Below are 18,491 nucleotides of genomic sequence, written 5' to 3'. Positions count from 1 at the left end.
CGTCGCCGTCAGTTGATACGCAAGCGGCGGCGCAGGTCGCGCAGGGCGAAACTGATCCACGGCCAGAGCAAGGCGCTGATCACTGCCGACCAGACCAGTGCCAGGGTGGGCAGGCGGTTGCCGGTCAGCGCGCTGAGCCACAGCTGGATCAGCTGGGCGATGCCGAAGATCACCAGGATGACCAGGCTTTGTTGCCACATGGGGAACATCCGCAAGCGCTGCTGCAAGGACAACACCAGGAAGGTGATCAGGGTCAGCACCAGCGCGTTCTGCCCCAGCAGGGTGCCGTACAGTACGTCCTCGGCCAGGCCCAGCACGAACGCCGTGGTCATGCCGACCTTGCCGGGCACGGCGAGCGTCCAGAACGACACCAGCATGGCCAGCCACATGGGCCGGAACACTTCCATGAACTGCGGCATGGGCGAGACGCTGAGCAACAGGCCGATGGCGAAAGTCAGCCAGATGACCCAGCCGTTGTTGCGGCGTGATGCAGCCATCATTGCCTCCGGGGTTGAGCGGGTGCGGCCGGCGCGGCGGCAGGCGCGACAGCCGGGACTGCAGGCTGCGCGGCCGGCGTGGCCGGCGCTGCAGGGGTGGCTGGCGCAGCAGGTGTGGCAGCCGGCTGGCCAGGGGCGGCCAAGCCCTTGCGGTCGGCCTCTTCCTGGGCAAGGGCTGCGTCGGTGGCACGCTGTTCCGGGCTACGTCGGTCGCTGAACACCAGCAACATGTAGCGGCTGCGGTTGAGCGCGGCCGTGGGAATGGCACGCACAATGGCGAACGGCTGGCCGGAATCGTGGATCACTTCGTTGACCGTGGCCACCGGGTAGCCGGCAGGGAAACGCTGGCCCATGCCGGAACTGACCAGCAGGTCGCCTTCCTTGATGTCGGCAGTATCGGCCACATGGCGCAGCTCCAGGCGCTCCGGGTTGCCGGTGCCGCTGGCGATGGCGCGCAGGCCATTGCGGTTGACCTGCACGGGGATGCTGTGGGTGGTGTCGGTGAGCAGCAGCACCCGCGAGGTGTAAGGCATCAGTTCGACCACCTGGCCCATCAAGCCGCGGGCATCGAGTACCGGCTGCCCCAGGAACACACCGTCACGCTCCCCTTTGTTGATCAGGATGCGGTGGGTGAACGGGTTGGGGTCGACCCCGATCAGCTCGGCCACTTCGACCTTTTCGTTGACCAGCGCCGAGGAATTGAGCAACTCGCGCAGGCGCACGTTCTGCTCGGTCAGAGCCGCCAGCTTTTGCAGGCGCCCCTGCAGCAGCAGGGCTTCGGTCTTGAGCTTCTCGTTTTCGGCGATGAGTTCGGTGCGGCTGCCGAACTGGCCGGCCACGCCTTGCCAGGCACGCTGCGGCAAGTCGGTGATCCAGTACGATTCCATCAGCACCAGGCCCATCTGGCTGCGCACCGGCTTGAGCACGTCGAAGCGCGCGTCGACAACCATCAACGCGACCGACATCACCACCAGAACGAGCAGGCGAACGCCCAGCGAAGGGCCCTTGGAGAAAAGCGGTTTAATGGGCCGTTCCTCGTGGACGACTCAGGAGGTCATTGGACATGGGACAACGCACCAGCCTGGTTGCGGATTGATGGATACGGCGCCCCAACGGGCGCCAGCACGGCACATACAGGTAGCACTGTGCGTACTACCTGTAAACCGGATGCTCATGAACAGCGAGCGGGATCACTCGCTGGAGAGCAGGTCCATCGCGTGCTTGTCCATCATCTCCAGGGCACGACCACCGCCACGGGCGACGCAGGTCAGCGGGTCCTCGGCGACGATCACCGGCAGGCCGGTTTCCTGGGCCAGCAGCTTGTCGAGGTCACGCAGCAGCGCGCCACCACCGGTCAGCACCAGGCCGCGCTCGGCGATGTCGGAGGCCAGCTCCGGCGGCGATTGCTCCAGCGCGCTCTTGACCGCCTGGACGATGGTCGCCAGCGATTCCTGCAGTGCTTCGAGCACTTCGTTGGAGTTCAGGGTGAAGGCACGCGGCACGCCTTCGGCCAGGTTGCGGCCGCGTACGTCGACTTCACGCACTTCGCCGCCCGGGTAGGCCGTACCGATTTCCTGCTTGATGCGCTCGGCGGTGGATTCGCCGATCAGGCTGCCGTAGTTGCGGCGCACGTAGGTGACGATGGCTTCGTCGAAGCGGTCGCCGCCAACGCGGACGGACTCGGCATAGACCACACCGTTCAGCGAGATCAGGGCGATTTCAGTGGTACCGCCACCGATATCCACGACCATCGAACCACGGGCTTCTTCAACCGGCAGGCCGGCACCGATCGCCGCCGCCATGGGTTCTTCGATCAGGAACACTTCACGCGCACCGGCACCCAGCGCCGACTCGCGAATGGCGCGGCGCTCTACCTGGGTGGACTTGCACGGCACACAGATCAGCACGCGCGGGCTTGGCTGCAGGAAGCTGTTCTCGTGGACCTTGTTGATAAAATACTGCAACATTTTTTCGCAAACGCTGAAGTCGGCGATGACGCCGTCCTTCATCGGACGAATGGCAGCAATATTGCCAGGCGTACGGCCCAGCATGCGTTTGGCTTCGGTACCGACGGCGACGACGCTTTTCTGGTTGCCATGGGTACGGATGGCAACAACCGAGGGCTCATTCAGGACGATACCGCGCTCACGCACGTAAATAAGGGTGTTGGCAGTACCCAGGTCGATGGAAAGATCGCTGGAAAACATGCCACGCAGTTTCTTGAACATGGGAAAGTGACCCTGGGGAAAGCGTGGGTAAAAAAGTGCGGCAAACTCTAACAATGGCAGGGATTTTGGGCAAGGAGCCAATATGTTAAATTGGCTGTTTTTCCGAGCACGCCAGCAGATGATCGCGGCCGTTAGACCGCCAGAAAGCTGACATGTTCCTCACCACGGACATCATTCCGTTCTTTGTTTCCCCTGGAGATCACCATGGCGCTTGAACGCTGCGACGTGGAAAAGATCGCCCATCTGGCCCGACTGGGCCTGAATGATGGCGAACTGCCACGCATTACCGATGCCCTGAACAGCATTCTCGGGCTCGTCGACCAGATGCAAGCGGTCGACACCACCGGCATCGAGCCCTTGGCCCACCCCCTGGAGGCCAGCCAGCGCCTGCGTCCCGACCAGGTCACCGAAAGCAACCAGCGCGACACCTACCAGGCGATCGCGCCATCGACCGAAAACGGTCTGTACCTGGTTCCCAAAGTCATCGAGTAAGGGATAGAGCCTGCCATGCATCAATTGACCCTGGCCGAGATCGCCCGCGGACTCGCCGACACGTCGTTTTCATCCGAAGAGCTGACCGGCGCCCTGCTGGCGCGCATCAAGCAGCTCGACCCGCAAATCAACAGCTTCATCAGCGTCACCGAAGACCTGGCCCTGGGCCAGGCGCGTGCCGCCGACGCCCGTCGTGCCGCAGGCGAAAGCGGTGCGCTGCTGGGTGCGCCAATCGCCCACAAGGACCTGTTCTGCACCAACGGCGTACGCACCAGCTGCGGCTCGAAGATGCTCGACAACTTCAAGGCGCCCTACGACGCCACCGTGGTCGCCAAGCTGGCCGAAGCCGGCATGGTCACCCTGGGCAAGACCAACATGGACGAGTTCGCCATGGGTTCGGCCAACGAATCCAGCCACTACGGCGCGGTGAAGAACCCGTGGAACCTCGAGCACGTCCCGGGCGGCTCGTCCGGTGGCTCGGCGGCGGCAGTGGCCGCGCGCCTGCTGCCGGCCACCACCGGCACCGACACCGGTGGCTCGATCCGCCAGCCGGCGGCACTGACCAACCTCACCGGCCTGAAACCGACGTACGGTCGTGTTTCGCGCTGGGGCATGATCGCCTATGCCTCCAGCCTCGACCAAGGTGGCCCGCTGGCCCGCACTGCCGAAGACTGCGCCCTGCTGCTGCAAGGCATGGCCGGTTTCGACGCCAAGGACTCCACCAGCATCGAAGAGCCGGTGCCGGACTACAGCGCCAACCTCAATGCCTCGCTGCAGGGCCTGCGCATCGGCCTGCCGAAGGAGTACTTCGGCGCAGGCCTCGACCCGCGCATCGCCGATCTGGTCCAGGCCAGCGTAAAGGAGCTGGAAAAGCTCGGTGCAGTGGTCAAGGAAATCAGCCTGCCGAACATGCAGCATGCCATTCCGGCTTATTACGTGATCGCCCCGGCCGAGGCGTCCTCCAACCTGTCGCGTTTCGACGGCGTGCGTTTCGGCTACCGCTGCGAGGAACCCAAGGACCTCACCGACCTGTACAAGCGGTCCCGTGGCGAAGGCTTTGGCGTGGAAGTACAGCGCCGCATCATGGTGGGCACCTACGCCCTGTCGGCCGGCTACTACGATGCCTACTACGTGAAGGCCCAGCAGATCCGCCGCCTGATCAAGAACGACTTCATGGCCGCCTTTGACGACGTCGACCTGATCCTCGGCCCGACCACGCCAAACCCGGCCTGGAAGCTCGGCGCCAAGAGCAGCGACCCGGTCGCCGCCTACCTCGAGGACGTCTACACCATCACTGCCAACCTGGCGGGCCTGCCGGGCCTGTCGATGCCAGCCGGCTTCGTCGACGGCCTGCCGGTCGGCGTACAGCTGCTGGCGCCGTACTTCCAGGAAGGCCGCCTGCTCAACGTCGCGCACCGCTACCAGCAAGTGACCGACTGGCACACCCGCGCCCCCAACGGCTTCTGAGGAGTTCACACATGCAATGGGAAGTTGTGATCGGGCTGGAAATCCACACTCAGCTCGCCACCCAGTCGAAGATCTTCTCCGGCAGCGCCACCACCTTTGGCTCCGAGCCGAACACCCAGGCCAGCCTGGTAGACCTGGGCATGCCCGGCGTACTGCCGGTACTGAACCAGGAAGCCGTGCGCATGGCGTGCATGTTCGGCCTGGCGATTGATGCCGAAATCGGCAAGCGCAACGTATTCGCGCGCAAGAACTACTTCTACCCTGACCTGCCCAAGGGCTACCAGATCAGCCAGATGGACCTGCCGATCGTCGGCAAGGGCCACCTGGACATCGCCCTCGAAGACGGCACCATCAAGCGCATCGGGGTAACCCGCGCGCACCTGGAAGAAGACGCCGGCAAGAGCCTGCACGAAGACTTCAGCGGCTCCACCGGCATCGACCTGAACCGCGCCGGCACCCCGCTGCTGGAAATCGTCTCCGAGCCTGACATGCGCAGCGCCAAGGAAGCGGTGGCCTACGTCAAGGCGATCCACGCACTGGTGCGCTACCTGGGCATCTGCGATGGCAACATGGCCGAAGGCTCGCTGCGTTGCGACTGCAACGTGTCGATCCGCCCGAAGGGCCAGGTGGAGTTCGGTACCCGCTGCGAAATCAAGAACGTCAACTCGTTCCGCTTCATCGAGCGTGCGATCAACACCGAGATCCAGCGCCAGATCGACCTGATCGAGGACGGCGGCAAGGTGGTGCAGGAAACCCGCCTGTACGACCCGAACAAGGACGAGACCCGCTCGATGCGCAGCAAGGAGGAAGCCAACGACTACCGTTACTTCCCCGACCCGGACCTGCTGCCGGTGGTGATCGAGGACAGCTTCCTCGCTTCCATTCGCGCCGGCCTGCCGGAGCTGCCGCCACAAAAGGTCGAGCGCTTCCAGGGCCAGTACGGCCTGTCGGCCTACGACGCCAACGTGCTGGCCTCCAGCCGCGAACAGGCGGACTACTTCGAAGAAGTGGTGAAGATCGGCGGCGACGCCAAGCTGGCTGCCAACTGGGTCATGGTCGAGCTGGGCAGCCTGCTGAACAAGCTGGGCGTGGAAATCGACCAGGCGCCGGTCAGCGCCGCACAGCTGGGCGGCATGCTGCTGCGTATCCGCGACAACACCATCAGCGGCAAGATCGCCAAGACCGTGTTCGAGGCCATGGCTGCCGGTGAAGGCGATGCCGACAGCATCATCGAGAGCAAAGGCCTGAAACAGGTCACCGATACCGGTGCGATCGACAAGATGCTCGACGAAATGCTGGCAGCCAACGCCGAGCAGGTCGAACAGTACCGCGCAGCCGACGAGGCCAAGCGGGGCAAGATGTTCGGCTTCTTCGTCGGCCAGGCGATGAAAGCGTCCAAAGGCAAGGCCAACCCGGGGCAGGTGAACCAATTGCTCAAGGCCAAGCTCGAAGGGTGAGCTGAAAAAGCGGCGAGGGCTTTGCCCTCGATCGCCGGCAAGCCAGCTCCCACAGGTACAGGATCGCCCTAGAGGGCAGCGCTGTAACTGTGGGAGCTGGCTTGCCGGCGATGGGCCGCACAGCGGCCCCAACCGCAGCATCGGAGCAAGAACTTGTTGAAACGATCCCTCGGCACCCTCGCCCTGTTTTCCTTCCTGGCCGGCTGCGCCAGCCATGACATCGACCCACGCGGTTACGACAAGACCGGCACCGCTTCCTATTACGGCTCACGCCACCATGGCAAACGCACTGCCAGCGGCGAACCGTTCAACCAGCATGGCCTCACCGCCGCCCACCGCAGCCTGCCATTCGGTAGCCGCGTGCTGGTCACCAATACCGCCAACCAGCGCAGTGTGGTGGTGCGCATCAATGACCGTGGCCCGCATACGCGTGGCCGCCTGATCGACCTGTCACGTGCCGCAGCAGAAAAAATCGGCATGCTCCGTAGCGGAACGGCGCGCGTACGGGTACAAGGGCTTAGCGACTGACGCGACAGGAGTCCGACCATTTTCGACCTCGCCACCCTTCCCACTTTCAGCCTGCTGCAACTGGGCATTGCCCTGCTGTTGCTGGTAGGCGGCGCCGAACTGCTGGTGCGCGCCGCGCTGCGCCTGGCACAGCGCCTTCATGTACGCCCGCTGATCATCGGCCTCAGCCTGGTGGCCTTCGGCAGTACCGCACCACAGCTGACCGTGAGCCTGCAGGCCGCCTACCAGGGCGCGCCCGACGTGGCGGTAGGCAGCGTTATCGGCAGCAATATCTTCAACGTGCTGGTCATTCTCGGCCTGGCAGCGTTGATCATCCCGCTGCGAGTTTCGCGCCAGCTGGTGCGCCTGGATATCCCGCTGATGATCATCGCCAGTGCGCTGGTGTACGGGCTGTCTGCCAACGGCCATCTGGGTCGGGTCGAAGGCGGACTGCTACTGCTGGGCCTGGCCGGCTATCTGGTAATGCTCTGGCACCAGTCCCGCCACTACGCGCGCACCTATCCCGCCCCGGACACCGTCAAGGCAAGCGCCCGGCGCTTCTGGTCAGGGACGTTGCTGCTGGTGCTGGCCGGCCTGGGGCTGCTGAGCCTGGCAGGCCACCTGTTGCTGGATGCCGCGGTGGAGGTGGCTACCGATCTGGGCCTGTCCGAGCGCATCATCGGCCTGACGGTCGTCGCCATCTGCACCTCCCTGCCGGAACTGGCCGCAGCGCTGGTTGCCGCCCTGCGGGGTGAGCGGGAAATCGCCGTAGGTACGGTGATCGGCAGCAACCTGTTCAACCTGCTGGCGGTGCTGGGGCTGACCGCGCTGGTTACCCCAGAGCCACTGTCGATCTCGCCCAACGCCCTGGCCTTCGACCTGCCGGTGATGCTCGGCGTGGCGGTACTGAGCCTGCCGGTGTTCTATTCCGGCTACCGGATCACCCGCGCCGAAGGCCTGGTGTTTCTCTGCCTGTACCTGGCTTATGGCCTGCACGTGGCAGCCTTTACCATGGGCATGCCGCTGGCGGGCCGCCTGGAAAAGCTGATGCTGTTTTATGTGCTGCCGGTGCTGGCGTTTGTGTTGTTGTACACGACCGTGCGGGCATGGCGGCGGCAGCATTGAGTTGCGTCAGGGCCACAATGCGCATGCCTTTAGCGTTGCATCGCCCGTGATATCGAGCGCCGCGCGGGCGGCGCTCGATATCACAGGCGCTAAAGATCTACCGCCGAACCTGCCGACCCTTCTTCAACTTGAAAGCCACCCACAGCACGGCAATCCACCCCGGAATCAGCATCACCGAAATCCGGATCGGCGGGGTCAGGTACATCACCACCAGGATCAGCACGATGAACGCCAGACACAGGTAGTTGGTCAGCGGATGCCCCAGGCTCTTGTAGAACGGGGTTATCCCCGCTGCCAGCTTGGCCTTGCGGAACTTCAGGTGGGTGATGCTGATGCTCGCCCAGTTGATCACCAGTGCCGACACTGCCAGCGCCATCAGCAAGCCAAACGCCTCCCCCGGCATCAGGTAGTTGATCAGCACGCACAGGCCGGTGGCGAAGGCGGACACGCCCAGCGCAGTCAGCGGTACACCGCTACGGCTTACTTTCAGCAACTGGCGCGGCGCATCGCCCTGGCTGGCCAGACCGAACAGCATGCGGCTGTTGGCGTATACGCAGCTGTTGTACACCGACAGCGCGGCGGTCAGCACCACGATGTTGAGGATGGTTGCTACCAGATCGCTGTCCAGCTCGTGGAAAATCATCACGAACGGGCTGCCGCCCTGCACCACCTTCTGCCACGGGTACAACGACAGCAATACGGCCAGGGCACCGATGTAGAAGATCAGGATGCGGTAGACCACCTGGTTGGTGGCCTTGGGGATGCTCTGGCGCGGGTTGTCGGCCTCGGCGGCGGTAATGCCCACCAGCTCCAGGCCACCGAACGAGAACATGATCACCGCCAGGGCCATGACCAGGCCGCTGACGCCGTTAGGGAAGAAGCCGCCGTACTGCCACAGGTTGGCTACGCTGGCATCCGGGCCGCCATGGCCGCTGGTCAGCAGCCAGGCGCCAAAGCCGATCATGCTGACGATGGCTACCACCTTGACCAGGGCGAACCAGAACTCCATCTCGCCATAGACCTTTACCTGGGTCAGGTTGATGAGGTTGATTGCCACGAAGAAGATTGCTGCCGTGGCCCAGGTGGGGAAGTCGGGCCACCAGTACTGCACGTAGATGCCCACCGCCGTCAGCTCGGCCATGCCGACCAGCACATACACCACCCAGTAGTTCCACCCCGAGACGAAGCCGGCGAACTCGCTCCAGTACTGGTGGGCGAAGTGACTGAAGCTGCCGGCTACCGGCTCTTCGACCACCATCTCGCCCAACTGGCGCATGATCAGGAAGGCCATCAGGCCGGCGACGGCATAGCCCAGCAGTACGGAGGGGCCAGCCAGCTGGATGGTCTGGGCGATGCCCAGGAACAAACCGGTACCAATGGCCCCGCCCAGCGCGATCAACTGGATATGGCGATTCTTCAGCCCGCGCTGTAACCGCTCGGGCGTGCTCTGGTCTTGCATGAAGTGTCCTTTAGCTCAGTGAGGCAGTGTTGTTGCTGTTATTTGCAGTCAAGGATCTAGATCCATCCGCCCCACTGCAAGATGAAAATACCAACGTTGGTGGTGATCGCCGCCATTAGCGTTGTAATGACGATGATCGACGCCGCCAGTTCATGATTGCCATTGGCCGCCCGCGCCATCACGTAGCTTGCCGCTGCGGTCGGGCTGCCGATGTACAGGAACAGGATGCCAAGTTCCGCCCCGCGGAAGCCGCACAACCACGCACCCAGTGTGCCAAGCAGGGGCAGCCAGGCCATCTTCACCAGGCTGGCATCCACGGCCAGCCTCCCGCTGTCGCGAAGCGCCGCCAGCGACAGCGTGCCGCCAATGCAGATCAGTGCCAGCGGCAGGGTCATCTGCGCCAGGTAGTCGCCCGAGGTCAGCAGCCAGTTGGGCAGCGGCACCTGGCCGTAAGCCATCGGCGCGGCCACCAGCACGCTGATGATCAGCGGGTTGCTGAAAATGCTCTTGCAGATGCTCCACGGGTCGGACTTGAGGTCCGGGCTGTATACCGCCAGCACCACCGCCGACAGCGAGTTGTACATGAGGATGACCAGGCCGGCGAGCACCGCCCCCAGGGAGATGCCGTAGTCGCCATACAGGCTGGCGGCCAGGGCCAGGCCGATCACACCGTTGTTGCCACGGAACGCGCCCTGGGTATAAATGCCGCGATCGGCCAGCGGGCTGCGCCAGATGGCCATGCCCCAGGCGATGGCAAAGCCGACCAGAGTGGCGACGATGAAATAGAGGATGACCCCCGGTTTGACTGCCGAGGCCAGGTCGGCGTGGTAGATGCCAAGGAACAGCAGTGCCGGCATGCACACGTTGAACACCAGCTGCGAGGCGACGCGGTTGAAATTGTCGTCGATCAGGTGGATGCGTTTGAGCAGTATGCCCATGAACAGCATGGCGAAGACTGGTGCCGTGATGTTCAGCGTCTGGATAAGAAGGGCGAGCATGCGCAAGCGATCCTGGAGGGGTTGCCGTCAGGTGGCCAATGATACGCCAACGGCCGGGATTTGCGGGGATCGCGGGGTGTTATAGAGAAATTTCTGTCTGTACCGGCCCTATCGCCGGCAAGCCAGCTCCCACAGGTGCTGCACAGGTTTCGGAACCAGTGGCGTCCCTGTGGGAGCTCGCTTGCCGGCGATGAGGCCGGTACAGGCGAAATGAATCAGCGCCGGACCGGGCGCTTCTGCAGTTTGCGCTGCAAGGTCCGCCGGTGCATGCCCAGCGCGCGCGCGGTGGCCGAGATATTGCCCTCGTGCTCGCCCAGCACGCGCTGGATGTGCTCCCATTGCAGGCGGTCTACCGACATCGGGTTTTCCGGCACCAGGGTATCCAGGTCGGTATGCTCCGACAGCAACGCCGCCAGCACATCGTCGGCGTCCGCCGGTTTGCACAGGTAGTTGCAGGCGCCGCGCTTGACCGCTTCCACCGCAGTGGCAATACTCGAGTAACCGGTCAGGATCACCACGCGCATTTCCGGGTCCAGCTCCAGCAGCTTGGGCAGCAGCACCAGGCCTGAGTCGCCTTCCATCTTCAGATCCAGCGTGGCGTAGTCCGGCAGGTCCTGCTGGGCCAGGATCAACCCCTCTTCGGCAGAGCTGGCAGTGCTTACACGGAAACCGCGGCGACTCATGGCACGTGCCATGACCCGGGTAAAGGTGGCATCGTCATCCACCAGCAGCAGGTGCGGCAGCTCTTCGCTTTCGACCTGGTTTTCTTCGCTCATCATTCATCTCCTCGCTTGCCATGAGGCAGGCGCAGTTCGGTCAGGGTGCCACCCTGTTCATGACTATAGAGTTTCACCGAACCGCCCGCACGGGTCACGCTGGCCTTGCTCAAGAACAGGCCGAGGCCGAAGCCTTTGCCTTTGGTGGTAATGAAGGGTTTGCCGATGGCTTCGGCAATGGCCGGCGGCACGCCGGGGCCATGGTCGCGGATGCTGATGACGATGTCCTGGGCGTCCCAGTCCAGGTGCACCTGCAGGTCATCGGGGCAGGCATCTGCGGCATTGTTCAACAGGTTCAACAGCGCCTGGGTCAGGTCCGGCGGCGGGGTCAGGCGCGGCACCTGGCCGTCACGCAGGCGCTGGAAGCGGTAGCTGGCCTCCGGGCGCATCAGGTGCCAGCGGTTCAGCGCCTCGTCCAGCCAGGCGGTCACATCCTGCTCCTGCACCGCCAGGCGGCGGTTGGCTTCGGCGGCACGCACCAGTTGCTGCAGGGTTTCCTTGCACAACTTGACCTGGTCCTGGAGGATCTGCAGGTCATCCTGCAGCAGAGGGTCGGTGTGGTCCTGGCGCATCTCGTTGATCAGTACGCTCATGGTCGCCAGGGGCGTGCCCAGCTCGTGCGCGGCACCCGCAGCCTGTGTGGCCACGGCCAGCAGTTGCTCGTCACGCAGGCTTTCTTCACGCCGCTCGGAACGCAGCTGCTCCTGGCGGCGCAGCTCTTCGGCCATGCGTGCAGCAAAGAACGTGATCACTGCCGCGGCCAGGGCGATGCTCAGCCACATGCCGTAGACTTGCATCTTGTCGCGCGCCATGGGCAGGCCTTCGAGCGGGTAGAACTGCACCAGCAGCATGCTGTAGGCGGTCAGGGCGATACCGGAAAGAATCAGCGAGTACAGCCAGGGCAATGTCACTGCGGCAATCGCCAGCGGCACCAGGTAGTACGAGACGAACGGGTTGGTGGACCCGCCGGAGTAATACAGCAAGGCGCTGTGGATCAGCAGGTCGCAGGCCAGCTGCAGGGCGTACTCCATTTCGGTGACGGGCAATGAAAGGCGCAGGCGCAGGGCCGTGAAGGCACACAACAGCGACGACAGGGCCAATGTGCCCGCCAGCGACAGCCAGGGCAACGGCAGCAGTTCGGTCCAGTAGGCGACACCCACGGAGCCGGCCTGGGCAGCCAGGACCAGTACGCGAATGACAGTCAGGCGCCAGAGGTTCTGGCGGGTAGCGGACAGCGGTTGTACGGCAGCGAGCATGAGCTCTCCTGATGAGTGCTCCAGAAAATCGGCTGGAGTATACCGAAGCCGGGGGCCTCGCTGCAGCGCTGCGGCAAAGCGCCACACTTTGTCACAGCTTCATGATGGCACTTTTGAACCCACTACACTGTTGCCGGTCTGATTGGCCATGCGTGGAATGGATGGCCACACCCCACGCCTTTTATTGCCAAGGAGTACCCCATGCAAATCCCACGTCGCGGCACCGCCCTGATCCTGTCCTGCGGCCTGCTCGCCAGCCTGCCGGCGCTGGCCGCCGATGAACCGCGTTACAACCAGGTTTCGCTGCGCGCCGAAGTCAGCAAGGAAGTGCCGCGCGACCTGATGGTCGTGACCCTGTACAGCGAAGCGCAGAACACCGACCCGGGCAAGCTCGCCAAGCAGATCACCGAAACCATGAACAAGGCGGTGCAGCAGTCGCGCCAGGTCAAGGACGTGAAGATCAGCCAGGGCAGCCGCAACAGCTACCCGGTCTATGACAGCAAGGGCCAGAAGATCACCGGCTGGCGCGAACGCGCCGAACTGCGCCTGGAAAGCGCCGACTTCCCGGCCCTGTCCCAGCTCACCGCCGACCTGCTGCAGGAACTGAAGATGGGCGGCATGGACTTCTCCATCGCCCCGGCCACGCGCAAGACCAGCGAAGACGCCCTGCTCAAGGATGCGGTCGATGCCTTCAAGGCGCGCGCGCAACTGGCCACCGAGGCGTTGGGCGGCAAGGGCTACAAAGTGGTCAGCTTGAACCTCAACAGCAGCGGCTACCCACGCCCGTACATGCGCAGTGCACCAATGGCGATGAAGGCCATGGGCGCGGATGAAGCGGCGCCGGCGCCGGATATCGAAGCCGGGACCAGTGAAGTGAGCATGAATGCTGATGGTTTGATCGAAGTGCAGATGCCGTAAGGCCACATAGTCCCTGTGGGAGCGGGCACGCCCGCTCCCACAGGGACCGCGTCAACGCCAAATCAAGTGTTTTCAGACCTTTCCTACGCGCCATAAAGGTGCCGCCTACAAATATCCCCGCCTCGAAACATCCAGCAAAATGCCATCATTTTGCCTGCGCAAACGTTTAACTTCGCCGAAAGTTATACCGATGCGACATCCATGTACGCTCGTACTACTTTTCTGACGCCAACTATCCTTATGCCTGTTGCATTGGGATCACCCCCTGCATAAGTATCCGCAGGTCGGCTCACGAGGCCACCTCAATCGAAAAATGACAACAATGAGGCCACCATGCTCAAACACGCAGTCATTCCGTTCCTGCTAGGCGCAGGTCTGCTCACCGGTGCTCCGTCGGCACTTGCCGCGTCCAACCTGGTGTTCTGCTCCGAAGGCAGCCCGGCAGGCTTCGACCCAGGGCAGTACACCACCGGCACAGACTTCGATGCCTCGGCCGAGACCGTGTTCAACCGCCTCACCCAGTTCGAACGCGGCGGCACTGCAGTCATCCCGGGGCTGGCGACCAAATGGGAAGTGTCCGACGACGGCAAGACCTACACCTTCCACCTGCGCGAAGGGGTCAAGTTCCACACCACCGACTACTTCAAGCCCAGCCGCCCCTTCAACGCCGACGACGTGCTGTTCACCTTCAACCGCATGCTCGACAAGGACCACCCGTTCCGCAAGGTCTACCCCACCGAATTCCCGTACTTCACCGACATGGGCATGGACAAGAACATCGCCAAGCTCGAGAAGCTCGACGAGCACACGGTGAAGTTCACCCTCAACGAAGTGGACGCAGCGTTCATCCAGAACCTGGCCATGAGCTTCGCCTCCATTCAGTCCGCCGAATACGCCGACCAGCTGCTCAAGGGCGGCAAGCCCGCCGACATCAACCAGAAGCCGATCGGCACCGGCCCGTTCGTGTTCAGCAAGTACCAGAAGGACGCGCAGATCCGCTTCAAGGGCAACAAGGACTACTGGAAGCCCGAGGACGTGAAGATCGACAACCTGATCTTCGCCATCACTACCGACGCCTCGGTGCGCATGCAGAAGCTGAAGAAGAACGAGTGCCAGGTCACCCTGTTCCCGCGCCCGGCCGATATCGAGCCGCTGAAGGCCGACAAGAACCTGCAGATGCCGCAGCAGGCCGGCTTCAACCTGGGCTACATCGCCTACAACGTGATGGACAAGATCAAGGGCAGCAACGAGCCCAACCCCATGGCCCAGCTGAAGGTGCGCCAGGCACTGGACATGGCCGTGGACAAGAAGAAGATCATCGAATCGGTGTATCAGGGCGCGGGCCAGCTGGCAGTCAACGCCATGCCGCCGACCCAGTGGTCCTATGACGACAGTATCAAGGACGCCCCGTTCGACCCCGAAAAAGCCAGGCAGCTGCTCAAGGAAGCCGGCATCAAGGACGGTACCGAGATCAGCCTGTGGGCCATGCCCGTGCAACGGCCATACAACCCCAATGCCAAGCTGATGGCCGAAATGCTGCAGTCCGACTGGGCCAAGATCGGCATCAAGGCGAAGATCGTCAGCTATGAATGGGGCGAGTACATCAAGCGCTCCAAGGGCGGCGAACAGGGCGCCATGCTGATTGGCTGGAGCGGTGACAACGGTGACCCGGACAACTGGCTGGGCACGCTTTACGGTTGCGATGCCGTGGACGGCAACAACTTCTCCAAATGGTGCTACAAGCCCTACGACGACCTGATCAAGCAGGCCAAGGCCACCTCCGACCAGGCCAGACGCACCGCGCTGTACCAGCAGGCGCAGCACATCCTCAAGGAGCAGGTGCCGATCACCCCGATCGCCCACTCCACCGTGTACCAGCCCATGAGCGCCAAAGTGAAGGACTTCAAGATCAGCCCGTTTGCGCTGAACTCCTTCTACGGCGTCAGCGTGGACAAATAGGGTAACGCCGGCGCCCGCCGAGCCGCGGGCGCCCCTTCCTCCAGCAACTTTTGCATGTCGTCCTGCGGCTATCCGCTGCGGGGTCGGCGAACTGTTGCCGTCATTCGTACCCCGAGACGGCGCAAACAGACGAAAAAGGACTTGCCATGCGCCACGCTACCCGCCTTTCGACCCTGCTGGCCCTGGGCCTGATGAGCCAGTCACCGGCCTTGCTGGCCAACAACCTGGTGTTCTGTTCCGAAGGCAGCCCCGCAGGCTTCGACACCGCCCAGTACACCAGCGCCACCGACAACGACGCCGCCGAGCCGATCTACAACCGCCTGGTCGAGTTCGAACGCGGCGGCACAGCCGTGCACCCTGCTTTGGCGACCCGCTGGGAAGTCTCCGACGATGGCCTGCGCTATACCTTCCACCTGCGCGAGAGGGTCAAGTTCCACAGCAACAAGGCCTTTACCCCGAGCCGCGACTTCAATGCCGACGATGTGCTGTTCACCTTCAATCGCATGCTCGACAAGGACCACCCGTTCCGCAAGGCGTACCCTACCGAGTTCCCCTATTTCATCAGCATGGGCCTGGACAAGAACATCGCCGGTGTCGACAAGGTCGACCCGCTGACCGTGGTGTTCACCCTGAATACGGTCGACGCCGCGTTCATCCAGAACCTGGCCATGAGCTTCGCCTCGATACTGTCTGCCGAATACGCCGAGCAACTGCTGGCCAGCGGTCGCCCCAGCGACATCAACCAGCAACCGATCGGCACCGGGGCGTTTGTGTTCCAGCGTTACCAGAAGGACTCGCAGATCCGCTACAAGGGCAACAAGGACTACTGGGCACCGGAGCAGGTCAAGCTCGACAACCTGGTGTTCTCGATCAACATCGACCCTTCGGTGCGCATCCAGAAGCTACGGCGCAACGAGTGCCAGGTCACCCTGCACCCACGCCCGGCCGACCTGCCGGCGCTCAAGGCCGACAGCAAGTTGCAGGTGTTGCAGCAACCGGGCTTCAACCTTGGCTACATCGCCTACAACACCCAGCACCCCCCGTTCGACCGCCTGGAAGTGCGCCAGGCGATGGACATGGCAGTCAACAAGCAAGCGATTCTCCAGGCGGTGTACCAAGACTCCGGCCAACGGGCAGTCAACGCCATGCCGCCAACCCAATGGTCCTACGACAAAAGCCTGAAGGACGCACCCTACGACCCGGAAAAGGCCAGGCAGCTCTTGCAGCAGGCGGGGGTCAAGCCGGGCACCGAGGTCACCCTCTGGGCCATGCCGGTGCAGCGCCCGTATAACCCCAACGCCAAGCTGATGGCCGAAATGCTCCAGGCCGACTGGACCAAGCTCGGCTTCAAGGTGCGCATCGTCAGCTACGAATGGGGCGAGTACCTCAAGCGCATGAAAAGCGGCGAACACGACATCGCCCTGATCGGCTGGACCGGTGACAACGGCGACCCGGACAACTGGCTGGGCACCCTCTATAGCTGCGATGCCATCGGCAGCAACAACTACTCGCTGTGGTGCGATCCGCAGTACGACAGCCTGGTCAAACAGGCCAAGCAGGTAACCGATCGCGCGCAGCGCAGCGCGCTGTACCAGCAAGCCCAGCAGCGGCTAAAGCAGCAGGTCCCGATTACCCCGGTGGCGCATTCCACGGTCAACCAGCCACTTGGCATCAAGGTTTCCGGGTTCAAGGTCAGCCCGTTCGGACGCAATGATTTTTCCGGTGTGAGTGTTGACTGATTTTTAACCTGCACCGGCCTCATCGCCGGCAAGCCAGCTCCCACAAAGTACTCCACAGATCTCGGGACCTACCCAGTTCCCTGTGGGAGCCGGCTTGCCGGCGATTGGGCCAGCACAGGCAACACATCTCCCCAATTTTGCCCGGCGATCCCGTGGCACCCCTGGCAACACCGCTACAAGCACCCCGGCTCACAAGGCCGGCAATAACTAGAAAAGAAAAGGAGCTTCAACCTTGAAAGCATTCACCTTGACCGCACTGGCGTTATCCATCGGTGCCTTGACCACCATGGCCCAGGCCGACCCGCAAAGCCAGGCTTTCATCCCCATTACCTTGAAGGACAGCAGCGAGCAGGCCCAGGCCAGCGGTTTCATCGACGGCCAGAGCCTGTCCGGTAGCACCCGCAACTGGTACGCCCGCGAACGCGCCGCACGCGCCCCGCTGTGGAAGTACTACAAGAATGACCGCACCCGCCACGACACCCACAGCCGCGAAAACTGGCTACAGGGCACCATCCTCAACTACAGCTCGGGCTTCACCGAGGGCACTGTGGGCTTTGCCGTCGAGGCCGCCGGCTACAACGCCATCGCCCTGCAGCAGAGCCGCCAGGCCATTGCCGGGCCCAATAACCGCACACTGACCCACAGCGACGGCGATCCCATCGGCCAGTGGAGCAAACTGGGCCTGGGCAACATCAAGGCGCGCGTGTCCAACACCACCCTGACCCTGGGCCGCCAGTCGGTGGATACGCCGATGCTCGCCTACATCGGCAACCGTGCCCTGCCCTCAAGCTTCCAGGGCGCGTTCCTGCACAGCGCCGAGTTCGACAACCTCAGCATCGACCTGGGCACCTTCGACCGCGTCTCGCCACGTACCGAGCAGAGCCTGAGCAAGTTCCGCAGCGAGTACGGCGCCGCCGGCGTTGAAACCGACCGCGCCAGCACCGCCGGCATCAACTACCAGCCGTTCAGAAGCCTCAGCACCAGCCTGTACGCCACCAAGGTCGACGACTTCTGGAACCAGTACTACTTCGGCGCCAACCACGTGCTCGGCGACAGCGCGGTGCTCAGCCTGAACACCGGCCTGAACTACTACAAGACTGTCGACGCCGGCAGCCAGAAGATGGGCAAGATCGACAACGACACCTACAGCCTGTCGCTCGGACTGACCCATCAGGCGCACACCCTCAGCGCTTCGTGGCAGCAGGTGAACGGCAACGAGTACTTCGACTACCTGCACGAAACCAACGGCATCTTCCTGGCCAACTCGCTGCTGTCGGACTTCAACGGCCCCAACGAGAAGTCGCTGCAGATTTCCTACGTGCTGAACATGGCGCCCTATGGCGTGCCGGGCCTGAAGTTCAACCTGTACAACGCCCGCGGCTGGGGCATCGATGGCACGCACTACCGCGGCACGGCCTATGACGTGAAAGGCCTGGATGGCGAAACCCACTACGAGTGGGGCATCGGCAGCAGCTACGCGGTGCAGAGCGGGCCGCTGAAAGACACCAGCATCCGCGCCACCTACACCACCCACCGCGCCAGCAAGGCCCAGGGCGATGGCAGCCTGGACGAGTTCCGCGTGGTGACCACCATTCCGTTCAACATTCTCTGAC

General features: G+C 63.2%; 16 protein-coding genes. 9 read left to right on the top strand and 7 right to left on the bottom strand.

Translation table 11 applies throughout. The annotated features are described in order from the left end of the window. Nucleotides 1-8: 8 nt before the first annotated feature. The 3 genes from mreD to mreB form a co-directional block, all read right to left on the bottom strand. Nucleotides 9-497: a rod shape-determining protein MreD gene (gene mreD, locus AC5O5R_RS04490; protein WP_172219009.1), complete on the bottom strand. Its 489-nt coding sequence runs from the start codon at nt 495-497 to the stop codon at nt 9-11. Then, entirely contained in the window at nt 497-1,522 is a 1,026-nt protein-coding gene (gene mreC, locus AC5O5R_RS04485; protein ID WP_172219017.1) for a rod shape-determining protein MreC, read from the bottom strand. The genes mreD and mreC overlap by 1 nt, the downstream gene beginning before the upstream one ends. A gap of 165 nt (nt 1,523-1,687) precedes the next feature. Next, nucleotides 1,688-2,725 (bottom strand): rod shape-determining protein MreB, encoded by a 1,038-nt coding sequence (gene mreB / locus AC5O5R_RS04480; RefSeq protein ID WP_003255163.1) that lies wholly within the window; start codon nt 2,723-2,725, stop codon nt 1,688-1,690. A 204-nt stretch (nt 2,726-2,929) separates the two neighbouring features. On the opposite strand from mreB, the gene gatC reads away from it, so the two are divergent. The 5 genes from gatC to AC5O5R_RS04455 all read left to right on the top strand — a co-directional run bounded on the left by gatC (nt 2,930) and on the right by AC5O5R_RS04455 (nt 7,773). Next, nucleotides 2,930-3,217, top strand: coding sequence for an Asp-tRNA(Asn)/Glu-tRNA(Gln) amidotransferase subunit GatC (gatC, locus tag AC5O5R_RS04475; protein WP_172219007.1), 288 nt, complete (start codon nt 2,930-2,932; stop codon nt 3,215-3,217). Between the two features lie 15 nt (nt 3,218-3,232). Further along, entirely contained in the window at nt 3,233-4,684 is a 1,452-nt protein-coding gene (gene gatA / locus AC5O5R_RS04470) for an Asp-tRNA(Asn)/Glu-tRNA(Gln) amidotransferase subunit GatA (protein WP_172219005.1), read from the top strand. An 11-nt stretch (nt 4,685-4,695) separates the two neighbouring features. Next, complete coding sequence (gene gatB / locus AC5O5R_RS04465; protein WP_172219003.1) at nt 4,696-6,141, top strand: Asp-tRNA(Asn)/Glu-tRNA(Gln) amidotransferase subunit GatB; 1,446 nt, start codon at nt 4,696-4,698, stop codon at nt 6,139-6,141. A gap of 153 nt (nt 6,142-6,294) precedes the next feature. Beyond that, nucleotides 6,295-6,669, top strand: a complete 375-nt coding sequence (locus tag AC5O5R_RS04460; protein ID WP_172219001.1) for a septal ring lytic transglycosylase RlpA family protein — start codon at nt 6,295-6,297, stop codon at nt 6,667-6,669. Between the two features lie 60 nt (nt 6,670-6,729). Further along, the gene (locus AC5O5R_RS04455; protein WP_172219015.1) at nt 6,730-7,773 is read left to right on the top strand and encodes a calcium/sodium antiporter; all 1,044 of its coding nucleotides are present in this window, start codon (nt 6,730-6,732) and stop codon (nt 7,771-7,773) included. A gap of 97 nt (nt 7,774-7,870) precedes the next feature. Here the strand turns inward: AC5O5R_RS04455 and AC5O5R_RS04450 are convergent, their stop codons facing one another. The 4 genes from AC5O5R_RS04450 to AC5O5R_RS04435 all read right to left on the bottom strand — a co-directional run bounded on the left by AC5O5R_RS04450 (nt 7,871) and on the right by AC5O5R_RS04435 (nt 12,262). Continuing rightward, nucleotides 7,871-9,232, bottom strand: a complete 1,362-nt coding sequence (locus AC5O5R_RS04450) for an amino acid permease (protein ID WP_172218999.1) — start codon at nt 9,230-9,232, stop codon at nt 7,871-7,873. A 56-nt stretch (nt 9,233-9,288) separates the two neighbouring features. Continuing rightward, the gene (locus AC5O5R_RS04445; RefSeq protein WP_494512119.1) at nt 9,289-10,230 is read right to left on the bottom strand and encodes an AEC family transporter; all 942 of its coding nucleotides are present in this window, start codon (nt 10,228-10,230) and stop codon (nt 9,289-9,291) included. Nucleotides 10,231-10,445: 215 nt separating this feature from the next. After that, a complete protein-coding gene (locus AC5O5R_RS04440) occupies nt 10,446-11,006 on the bottom strand; it encodes a response regulator transcription factor (RefSeq protein WP_172218995.1) in 561 nt (186 codons plus the stop codon). Further along, on the bottom strand, nt 11,006-12,262 hold the full coding sequence (locus AC5O5R_RS04435; RefSeq protein ID WP_494515004.1) for an ATP-binding protein: 1,257 nt from the start codon (nt 12,260-12,262) through the stop codon (nt 11,006-11,008). The genes AC5O5R_RS04440 and AC5O5R_RS04435 overlap by 1 nt, the downstream gene beginning before the upstream one ends. 201 nt (nt 12,263-12,463) lie before the next feature. On the opposite strand from AC5O5R_RS04435, the gene AC5O5R_RS04430 reads away from it, so the two are divergent. The 4 genes from AC5O5R_RS04430 to AC5O5R_RS04415 all read left to right on the top strand — a co-directional run bounded on the left by AC5O5R_RS04430 (nt 12,464) and on the right by AC5O5R_RS04415 (nt 18,490). Further along, nucleotides 12,464-13,180, top strand: coding sequence for an SIMPL domain-containing protein (locus AC5O5R_RS04430; RefSeq protein WP_172218991.1), 717 nt, complete (start codon nt 12,464-12,466; stop codon nt 13,178-13,180). 333 nt (nt 13,181-13,513) lie between these two features. Then, the gene (locus AC5O5R_RS04425) at nt 13,514-15,139 is read left to right on the top strand and encodes an ABC transporter substrate-binding protein (RefSeq protein ID WP_172218989.1); all 1,626 of its coding nucleotides are present in this window, start codon (nt 13,514-13,516) and stop codon (nt 15,137-15,139) included. Nucleotides 15,140-15,285: 146 nt separating this feature from the next. Beyond that, nucleotides 15,286-16,878, top strand: coding sequence for an ABC transporter substrate-binding protein (locus tag AC5O5R_RS04420; protein ID WP_172218987.1), 1,593 nt, complete (start codon nt 15,286-15,288; stop codon nt 16,876-16,878). Nucleotides 16,879-17,110: 232 nt separating this feature from the next. Next, nucleotides 17,111-18,490: an OprD family porin gene (locus AC5O5R_RS04415; protein ID WP_494515003.1), complete on the top strand. Its 1,380-nt coding sequence runs from the start codon at nt 17,111-17,113 to the stop codon at nt 18,488-18,490. Nucleotide 18,491 lies beyond the last annotated feature (1 nt).

Source organism: Pseudomonas sp. 8_5_2 (assembly GCF_059295255.1).
This window is presented reverse-complemented; position numbering and strand designations above follow the sequence as displayed.

Coding starts and splice junctions, on each gene's coding strand:
- mreD (WP_172219009.1), bottom strand. CDS start 497: ATGGCTGCATCACGCCGCAACAACGGCTGGGTCATCTGGCTGACTTTC.
- gatC (WP_172219007.1), top strand. CDS start 2,930: ATGGCGCTTGAACGCTGCGACGTGGAAAAGATCGCCCATCTGGCCCGA.
- AC5O5R_RS04440 (WP_172218995.1), bottom strand. CDS start 11,006: ATGAGCGAAGAAAACCAGGTCGAAAGCGAAGAGCTGCCGCACCTGCTG.
- AC5O5R_RS04425 (WP_172218989.1), top strand. CDS start 13,514: ATGCTCAAACACGCAGTCATTCCGTTCCTGCTAGGCGCAGGTCTGCTC.
- gatB (WP_172219003.1), top strand. CDS start 4,696: ATGCAATGGGAAGTTGTGATCGGGCTGGAAATCCACACTCAGCTCGCC.
- AC5O5R_RS04445 (WP_494512119.1), bottom strand. CDS start 10,230: ATGCTCGCCCTTCTTATCCAGACGCTGAACATCACGGCACCAGTCTTC.
- AC5O5R_RS04430 (WP_172218991.1), top strand. CDS start 12,464: ATGCAAATCCCACGTCGCGGCACCGCCCTGATCCTGTCCTGCGGCCTG.
- mreB (WP_003255163.1), bottom strand. CDS start 2,725: ATGTTCAAGAAACTGCGTGGCATGTTTTCCAGCGATCTTTCCATCGAC.
- AC5O5R_RS04420 (WP_172218987.1), top strand. CDS start 15,286: ATGCGCCACGCTACCCGCCTTTCGACCCTGCTGGCCCTGGGCCTGATG.
- gatA (WP_172219005.1), top strand. CDS start 3,233: ATGCATCAATTGACCCTGGCCGAGATCGCCCGCGGACTCGCCGACACG.
- AC5O5R_RS04435 (WP_494515004.1), bottom strand. CDS start 12,262: ATGCTCGCTGCCGTACAACCGCTGTCCGCTACCCGCCAGAACCTCTGG.
- AC5O5R_RS04450 (WP_172218999.1), bottom strand. CDS start 9,232: ATGCAAGACCAGAGCACGCCCGAGCGGTTACAGCGCGGGCTGAAGAAT.